Origin of the sequence: Vibrio sp. 1874 (assembly GCF_033344395.1) — a bacterium.
GTDB lineage: Bacteria > Pseudomonadota > Gammaproteobacteria > Enterobacterales > Vibrionaceae > Vibrio > Vibrio alginolyticus.
In genome coordinates this window covers 1-1,018 of sequence record NZ_JAWPOR010000198.1, presented here as the reverse complement: position 1 = coordinate 1,018, position 1,018 = coordinate 1, and the positions used below count along the sequence as shown (strand labels likewise).

Genomic DNA, 1,018 nt, shown 5'->3' with positions numbered 1-1,018 from the left:
ATTCGTTACCTATCTCTCGTTGAAGCATTACTCAGCGGATGAGAAAAAGGAAAAAAGAGGTTTTATGAATCATGTTATTTCAATCGGCCCACAGGAGTCGTTTCTCGTCGCTATTTGTGTGTTGTTCCTAGGGCAATTTATCAACACCAAACTTCCAATTTTAAAAAAATTTAATATCCCAGAACCGATTGTTGGTGGGTTAGTCATCGCCTGTGTGATTACCGCAATGCACTTTAATGGCGTTGATTTATCCTTCGATTTACCACTGCAAAACACCTTTATGTTGATGTTTTTTGCCACCGTTGGATTAGCGGCAAACTACACCCAGCTGATCAAAGGTGGTGCGAAGGTGTTTATCTTTCTCGCGGTGGCATCAGCGTACATTCTTATTCAAAACGCCGTTGGTGTGTCTTTGGCGACCGCATTGGGCTTAGATCCGCTAATGGGCTTAATTGCGGGTTCCATTACGCTTTCTGGTGGTCACGGAACCGGCGCAGCTTGGTCGCAGACTTTCCAAGATATGTACGGGCTACATAACGTACTTGAGGTTGCGATGGCATCTGCGACGTTTGGTTTGGTGATTGGCGGCATCATCGGCAGCCCAGTGGCACAGCGTTTGATAGACAAAAACAACCTAGAATCGGAATACGGCCGTACAAATCAAAGTCACCAACGTTTTCCTGAACTCGTGACTTATAACGAGCACGAAGAAGACCGAGTTACTGCAAAGAAAGTGGTCGAAAGCTTGTCGATTATTTTGTTGTGTGTGACAGGGGCGGGTTATCTAGAAAACTGGGTGAGCAGCTTTGGCATCAAATGGTTGATGATTCCGGATTTTGTCTACGCGTTGTTTATTGGTGTGGTGATCACCAACATCATGGAAGTGACGAAAGTTCGCAAAGTCGACTTAGAAACCGTGGATATTCTCGGTACGGTTTCATTGTCGCTGTTCCTAGCAATGGCGCTAATGAGCCTAAAACTGTGGAACATTTTTGATCTAGCCATTCCGTTCTTGATC

The 1,018-nt window shown here is 45.0% G+C and carries 1 protein-coding gene; it reads left to right on the top strand.

Annotated features, from left to right (window positions below; all coding sequences use genetic code 11):
- Positions 1–64 precede the first annotated feature (64 nt).
- On the top strand, positions 65–1,018 hold a 954-nt coding region (gltS, locus tag R8N46_RS25585), incomplete at its 3' end, for a sodium/glutamate symporter (protein ID WP_318189827.1).